We start from the raw sequence: 6,860 nt of genomic DNA, 5'->3' as shown, positions 1-6,860 counted from the left end.
TTTATTTGTCAAAGATCATAACCTCTTGCTTCGCAAGAGCTTGTTCGTTTGTTGCTGTTGTTCTCAGCGGCAACTCTGATATCTTATCATAACCGCTTTCGTTTGTCAACAACTTTTTGAAATATTTTTTCGTCTTGGAAAACTTTGTTTTCCGTGACAGATATTCATGCTAACATATCTGTCAGACTTTGTCAACAACTTTTTTTGAAATCTTTTCAAGTTTCTTTCGAGCTGTTGTGTTGTCTCGGCGCTGCCTCAACAACGAATCTGAGTATATCACCCTGTGCCCCACTTGTCAACATTATTTTGCATATTTTTCAAACAATTTTGCAAAAGCAGTAAAAAAGCCCATAATCATGGGCTTTTTTGTCATTTTGGATCTTATTGTCTTTTCTCTTTTTCTCATAATTTACAGTATATATGCCTATAAAAGTTGAATTGTATATTCATTTGATGTATTTTTGAGACGAAGAGAAATGTTTTGTATCCCATTTGCCATATCTTCATTTACTTCCAGTAGCAGGACCAATCCCTGTGTCTCACCGGGAGCCATGGTTTCCACATACGTAGACATGTCATTGGGCAGCATTGTGGTCAATGCATTTCCACGTGTGCCGTCATTTACAGTAATGATGTATCTGGATGCGGTACTCAGGAAATCAACATTCTCCTCCTGGTCTGTTCCGTTGGTCAGTTCAAAGTTCAATATCAGAAGCTTTTTCCCGGTGGATGCATCCAACGCAAAATAATCCTCTGAAGATCCGTCCTCCGGATAAGAGTCTGCTATCTGGTAATCTCTGTATGTCAAGGTCACTCCCTCCGCAAGTCCGAAGAAATCCTCCAGACTGGTGGTAATATCCTCCTGTGCGGTAGGTGCCTGGGCTTCTGAAGCAGTCGATTCCGCAGGCTTCTCTTCCGTCTGTGCATTCTCCTGTCTTCCGGTTTCCTTGGCCGCGTCTTTTTCCAGTTTTGCAATGACGATTTCCGGGTCCACGAGACGGCTCCGGTGATTCGCATCATATTTTAAGAGAGTTACCGCCGCATATTCTCCGACTCTTTGTGATTCCGCTTCTGTCAGATCCGGAATTTCATTTCCGCAGGCTGTCATGCCAAGCGCCATTACACACAATAACGCTCCGCATACAATCCTCTTTTTGTTTCCTGTCATTCTTCTATCCTTCCCTGTCTGTTTTTCCATTGTTTCCTGTATTTTTCTCAAGTACGATATAAATCCCGGCAATCGCCAGTGCGATCACACCCACTGCAAAGAAAAGGACCGTTTTCTGCAATACCGGTGCTCCCCAGTAATCATATAATGCTATTTTACCACAAGTGCACAAAGAAAGCACTAGTCCATATATTCTTACCGGCTTATCTTTTTTCAAAAAGCCCAGTGTTACACTTACCAGCGCAATCAGCATGATCAGAACACTATTGATCACGGGAACATTGGTCTTAACGATCAGTGCCATATAGGTCAGAAAGATCACAATGATCAGTTCTCTGTGTTTAAACTTCTTATAGTATCTCTCCTGCAATGTCAGTACCAGATAAGCCAGTACAAACACAAACATGCACAGATAAGTAAGATAAGAGTTCCGGTACACCGGATTTGCCAGAGCGATCAACGCTCCGATCTGCCCCACCATTACAACTACATTAAATACCAGGATGTTTTTCCCGCGCATATATTTCACATTATTAAACAGCAATATACTTACAAACAGGATCCCCGCAAAAGCCGGCAGCTTTAGCATCGGCATCAAATTGGCCGCTGCAAAAAATGCCAGGGAAAAAGTAAGCAGGAGCTCCTGTATCGTTGTCCATCCATAGACCAGGAACATACTGAGGATGGTTCCCGCAAGGAGCAGGTATGCATACGGTATTTCCTTTCCGTTTGCCAGAAGTTCAATACAGTACAGTGATGTAACGATCACATCCAGTGCCCTCAGTCCGCCTTCCGCAAAACGGGTCAGGATCTTCGTCAGTAAAAGCAACGCTGTCAGGCATATGAGTATCGGCCAGTTACTTTCTATTACAGAAAAGGCACATACCGCAACAAAACTGAAAAAGTAACAGGGCAGCCATTTTTTCCACGTTCCACGTATGGCAATTCCCGCAAGAACCGCGACTACAAACGCCATTCCCGTCAGGGCGATGATTCCGATATACGCGTCGTTCTCCGCTCTTCCCCAATAATTGTTCATCGCCGTACCGGTTGTAATTCCGGCTACCAGAAGAAATGCTATATAGATTGCCAGCAAGCCGTTTTCATTCACTGCATGGCCCGCCTGTTTTTCTTTTAATATGTAATTGCTCTGCACTATCAGGATCAGATGTGCGATCAGGAAAAAGGTTCCAAACGCAGCTGCTGTCACCCAGACCGGCATTCCCTGTGTACTGATCACACAGGATACCGTTACCGGGAAAAGGATCGTAGTGCTGACAAGTTGTATCAACTGCGAAGCCGTATGATATCTTCTTACCGGCACACAGATGCTCAGTACACTCAGTAACAGAATCAATGCCAGCACCAGCAGGCCTTCCGGCTCCGAAAGCAATGAAGAACCGAAAAGCGGATACGCGCAAAGCCAGCATGCTGCGATTCCCAGCATTCTGTGTATCAGGGAATCCCTTTTTCTGCTCAGTAAAACCGTGCCCACTGTGATCACTGCAATGATCGCCGCTGCAGGAAGCATACCGAAATTATGTAGGGAAATCGTATTGATCATGGTCGACAGATATAACGCCGCTATGCCGATAGCCGAAAAGATCCGGGCCAGTTTCGGAAGCTTTCTGTGGATCAGTAATTCTGCGGTCAGTACCACTCCCAAAGAAACCACATATAAAGAAATACCTTTGATCCAGCCGTTCATAAAATACATACCAAGCAATACCAGTGCGGTCAGAATAAAGATTCCGCCAACCACCGACAATGCAATGGTTGCGACCAGATATTCCGCATTCTGCTTCTTCTGTGCCGGAGCCTGCGTCACCGGTGCCTGCACCTGTTGCATGGTAAACTGCCCCACTGGCTGTGTCTGTGATTGCCCGGCTGTCTGCTGTTCTCCGGCGGCTGCCTCCTGTGGTACACTCTGCTGCGGCACAGATGACTCCGCTCCGGTTTCTCCGCCTCTGTTTGCATTGATCTGCTGTCTCTGGTACCAGAATTCCACGCTTTTATCCAGTTCTGCCTGTAGCTGTTCTACATATTCCGGCTGTCTCTGTATTCTTGGAAGTAATTGCTGTAAATACCTGGTAAATATCGGATCATTGGACTGCATCAGGTATTCTCTTGCCTGTTGTTCCAGTCTCTTTGCTCGTTCCTGTTGTGTATTGGTCTCCATCTTTTATCCTTCCCTCATTGTAATTTCTGTGATCTTATAACACTATATACTCTCTGTATCTGTCCATATCCTGTCTATGGCAGTCCGCATGGATCAGAATACCGTCCTCCCTATACTCTCTGGAAAGTATCTGCGCCTGTTCCATCAGATAGGAAGCCACATTTCCTGCACTGTACGGGATCAGAAATACGCACTCTGCATTATCCGCATAGACTTTCTGTTCAACAGCCTCTGCCAGTTCACGGATACCGATATTAAGTCCTGCCGCCAGATACCAGTTGTCCTGTCTCTTTTGCGGCAGTGGTTCCATCTCACATTTGTCTGCCTTATTATACACTATGATCTGCGGAATGTCACCTGCTCCCAGTTCTTTTAAGGTATCAGCAGTTACCTGCATCTGCTGTCTGTAATTTTCATCGCTGAAATCCACCACCTGGATCAGCAGATCCGCATACTTCACCTCTTCCAGTGTAGAGCGGAAGGCTTTTACCAGTCCGTGGGGCAGCTTGTTGATAAATCCAACCGTATCCGTCAGGAAAAAAGGCTTATTATGTCCGGTATCCACACTGCGGACACTGGTCTCCAGTGTAGCAAACAGCATATCCTTTTCCATGACCGTTTTATCCGGCAATTCGCCGAACTGCTCTACCATACGGTTCAGAATTGTAGACTTTCCCGCATTGGTATATCCTACCAGAGCCACCTGCGGGATGCGGGACTGCTGCCTCTTTTTCCGCTGCACCTCTCTGGTACGTCCCACATCTTCCAGTTCCTTTTTCAGTTCTGTGATACGATGCTCGATCTTACGCCTGTCCAGTTCCAGCTTTTTCTCACCGGTGCCCTTATTACTCATGCTGCCACTGGCACCGCCCTGTCTGCTCAGTGCATCATACATTCCTACCAGTCTCGGCAGCATATATTGCAGTCTGGCTGTCTCCACTTGTAATTTTGCCTCTCTTGTCTGGGCCCGGATGGCAAATATATCCAGGATCAGATTAGTCCGGTCGATGATCGGCAGTTCCAGTTCATTTCCCAGATTTCTTACCTGTGAAGGTGTCAGAGAATTATCAAACACAATCTCCTGTGCCCCGCATTCTTCTGCCAGCCTGCGCACCTCTGTCACTTTTCCGGTGCCGATATATAACGCTTTATTGACATGATCCAGCCGTTGTACAATCTGACCGGCCACTTCTTTTTCCGCAGCTTCCGCCAGACTTGCCAGTTCCTCCATGGAACGCTCAAAATCCGGTTCTTCACCGACATCCACACCGACTAACAGTACCTTTACCGGTGCCTCCTGTATCTGTTCTTCCCTCATATAAAAATATATCCTTTATATTTACTATTTTGTCTCTAACTCAAACCAGAATTCCACGCCGTTGTTGTAATTGTTCACACCGAATTGCTGGTTCATGGATTCCATGATGGCCTTCACGATAGACAATCCCACACCGCTGCCTCCGTATTCTCTGGTTCTGGCCTTATCCACCTTGTAGAACTTCTCCCAGATATGGTGAATAGAGTCCTCCGGGATCGGTTTGCCTGTATTGAATACAGATACCCGTACTTTGCCGTCCTTTTGTTCCATTTTCACTTCGATGATCTTATCATCTTCACAATGATTGACCGCATTGGAGAAAAAGTTCATGAACACTTCTTCTATTTTAAATTCATCCGCCCATGCATAGATCGGCGGATACTCTTCCATCCGCACAGTAATCTCATGCTGTTTTGTCAGAATTGCCGCTGACTGGATATAATTTTTCACCAGCGCCGTAAGGTCGAACCGCTCCATGGCCACCACATCATTACCAAATTCCAGCTGGTTCAGGGTCAGAAGCTTTTTCACCATGTTGTTCATCTTCGCTGCTTCGTCCACGATGACATCACAATAGAACTGCCTGCTCTCGGGATCGTCATTGATCTCCTCCTGCAGCCCTTCCGCATAACCCTGAATCAGCGCAATGGGGGTCTTGAGTTCGTGGGATACATTGGCCAGAAATTCCTTGCGCATTTCGTCAATGGCTTCTTTTTTCTCCACGTCCCGTTGCAATTCATTGTTCGCTGTCTTCAGTTCCGAAATGGTTTTCTCCAGGGAATCGGACAACTTATTGATATTCTCTCCCAACAGATCGATCTCATTATGTGCCTTCCCCTGATATTTTGCCTCAAAATCCAGCTGTACCATCCGTTCCGAAATATTATTCAGTTCCAGGATCGGCTTGGTCACACTTCGGGAGACGAACCAGATAATAATACCACCCGCCATTGCTCCCAGACATCCTGCAAGGGCATAGAAGCGGTTGGCGATCTTTGCACTCTCCTGAATACTGGAAAGAGGTGTCTGCATAATAAAAGAAATGCCGGTATTCAGTCTTCCGTAGATTTCCAGATATTCCTTGTCCTCCTGTCCGGTTCTCTTGATCACATAATCATCGCCGTTCTCGATCACCCTCTGGTCATTGAAAGGTATGCTGAGTCCAAATACATAACCGATCAGGCGGTTTTCCAGTCTCTCACCGCCGTTGATGGACACATATTTCATATTGGAATTCACATCCATAACGCATACCGTCATGTTGTAGCTTCTGCACACATCATCCAGTTCTCTGGCAAATTCTTCCGTGTCATAGCTGTCGCTCTCCGCTGCCTGCTTGATGGTTCCGTAAGCATCATGAATAACATCCAGTTTGCTCTGCATATAGACTTTTCCCAGAAATAAATAGTTGATCATCAGGCACAGCAGGATCGTACCGATCATCAGGCCGATAAAGATCCAGGCAAACTGTCCCCTGATAGAATGTACTTTTCTCTTTTGTTCTTTATTCCGCTGTTTCATCCATCTTGTACCCCATGCCCCATATGGTCTTTATGAGATTGCCTTCCTCGCCCAGTTTGCTGCGCAGTTTTTTCACATGTGTGTCTATGGTACGGGCATCCCCAAAATAATCATAGTTCCACACATTGTTCAGGATCTTTTCTCTGGACAGGGCAATGCCTTTATTTTCCATAAAATAGGTCAGGAGTTCAAATTCCTTGTAACTTAGATCCACATCTTTTCCATCAATGATCACGCGGTGTGCCGCCTTATCCACGGTAATGCCGCCGCAGGTCAGAGCCTCTTCCTGTCCCAGCTGATTTGTTCTGCGCAGGATTGCTTCCACTCGGGCCACCAGAATCTTGGGACTGAAGGGCTTAGAAATATACTCGTCCACTCCCAGCTGAAATCCCTGCAGTTCGTCTCTCTCATCTCCGCGGGCTGTCAGCATGATGATCGGTACTTTGGAGTTCACCCGGATCTCCCGGCACACCTGCCAGCCGTCCATCTTCGGCATCATCACATCCAGAATGATCAGTGCAATATCTTTTTCTTTATAAAAAATATCCAGTGCTTCCTCACCGTCACCGGCTTGCAGCACATCAAAATTGCTCTTTACCAGGAAATCCCGGACCAGCTTACGCATTCTGCTCTCATCATCTACTACCAGTACTTTCAGTCTGTCCATACACCCT

General features: G+C 46.2%; 5 protein-coding genes. All 5 read right to left on the bottom strand.

Features of this window, described 5'->3' with window-relative positions; translation table 11 throughout:
• Positions 1–424: 424 nt before the first annotated feature.
• From DW835_RS14705 to DW835_RS14685, 5 genes are read right to left on the bottom strand one after another with little or no spacing between them, the layout of a single operon-like run.
• Complete coding sequence (locus DW835_RS14705; RefSeq protein WP_147353733.1) at positions 425–1,168, bottom strand: hypothetical protein; 744 nt, start codon at positions 1,166–1,168, stop codon at positions 425–427.
• Between the two features lie 4 nt (positions 1,169–1,172).
• Positions 1,173–3,347, bottom strand: a complete 2,175-nt coding sequence (locus DW835_RS14700) for a hypothetical protein (RefSeq protein ID WP_118731352.1) — start codon at positions 3,345–3,347, stop codon at positions 1,173–1,175.
• 34 nt (positions 3,348–3,381) lie between these two features.
• Entirely contained in the window at positions 3,382–4,665 is a 1,284-nt protein-coding gene (hflX, locus tag DW835_RS14695; RefSeq protein WP_118731351.1) for a GTPase HflX, read from the bottom strand.
• Positions 4,666–4,689: 24 nt separating this feature from the next.
• A complete protein-coding gene (locus tag DW835_RS14690) occupies positions 4,690–6,186 on the bottom strand; it encodes a HAMP domain-containing sensor histidine kinase (RefSeq protein ID WP_118731350.1) in 1,497 nt (498 codons plus the stop codon).
• Complete coding sequence (locus DW835_RS14685) at positions 6,170–6,853, bottom strand: response regulator transcription factor (RefSeq protein ID WP_118540046.1); 684 nt, start codon at positions 6,851–6,853, stop codon at positions 6,170–6,172. Before DW835_RS14685 ends, DW835_RS14690 begins: the two co-directional genes overlap by 17 nt.
• Positions 6,854–6,860: the final 7 nt, after the last annotated feature.

Origin of the sequence: Clostridium sp. AM34-9AC (assembly GCF_003480225.1) — a bacterium.
Classification (GTDB): domain Bacteria; phylum Bacillota; class Clostridia; order Lachnospirales; family Lachnospiraceae; genus Acetatifactor; species Acetatifactor acetigignens.
Note: the sequence above shows the minus strand (reverse complement) of the source record. Positions and strands in the feature narration are given on the sequence as shown.

Coding starts and splice junctions, on each gene's coding strand:
- DW835_RS14705 (WP_147353733.1), bottom strand. CDS start 1,168: ATGACAGGAAACAAAAAGAGGATTGTATGCGGAGCGTTATTGTGTGTA.
- DW835_RS14700 (WP_118731352.1), bottom strand. CDS start 3,347: ATGGAGACCAATACACAACAGGAACGAGCAAAGAGACTGGAACAACAG.
- hflX (WP_118731351.1), bottom strand. CDS start 4,665: ATGAGGGAAGAACAGATACAGGAGGCACCGGTAAAGGTACTGTTAGTC.
- DW835_RS14690 (WP_118731350.1), bottom strand. CDS start 6,186: ATGAAACAGCGGAATAAAGAACAAAAGAGAAAAGTACATTCTATCAGG.
- DW835_RS14685 (WP_118540046.1), bottom strand. CDS start 6,853: ATGGACAGACTGAAAGTACTGGTAGTAGATGATGAGAGCAGAATGCGT.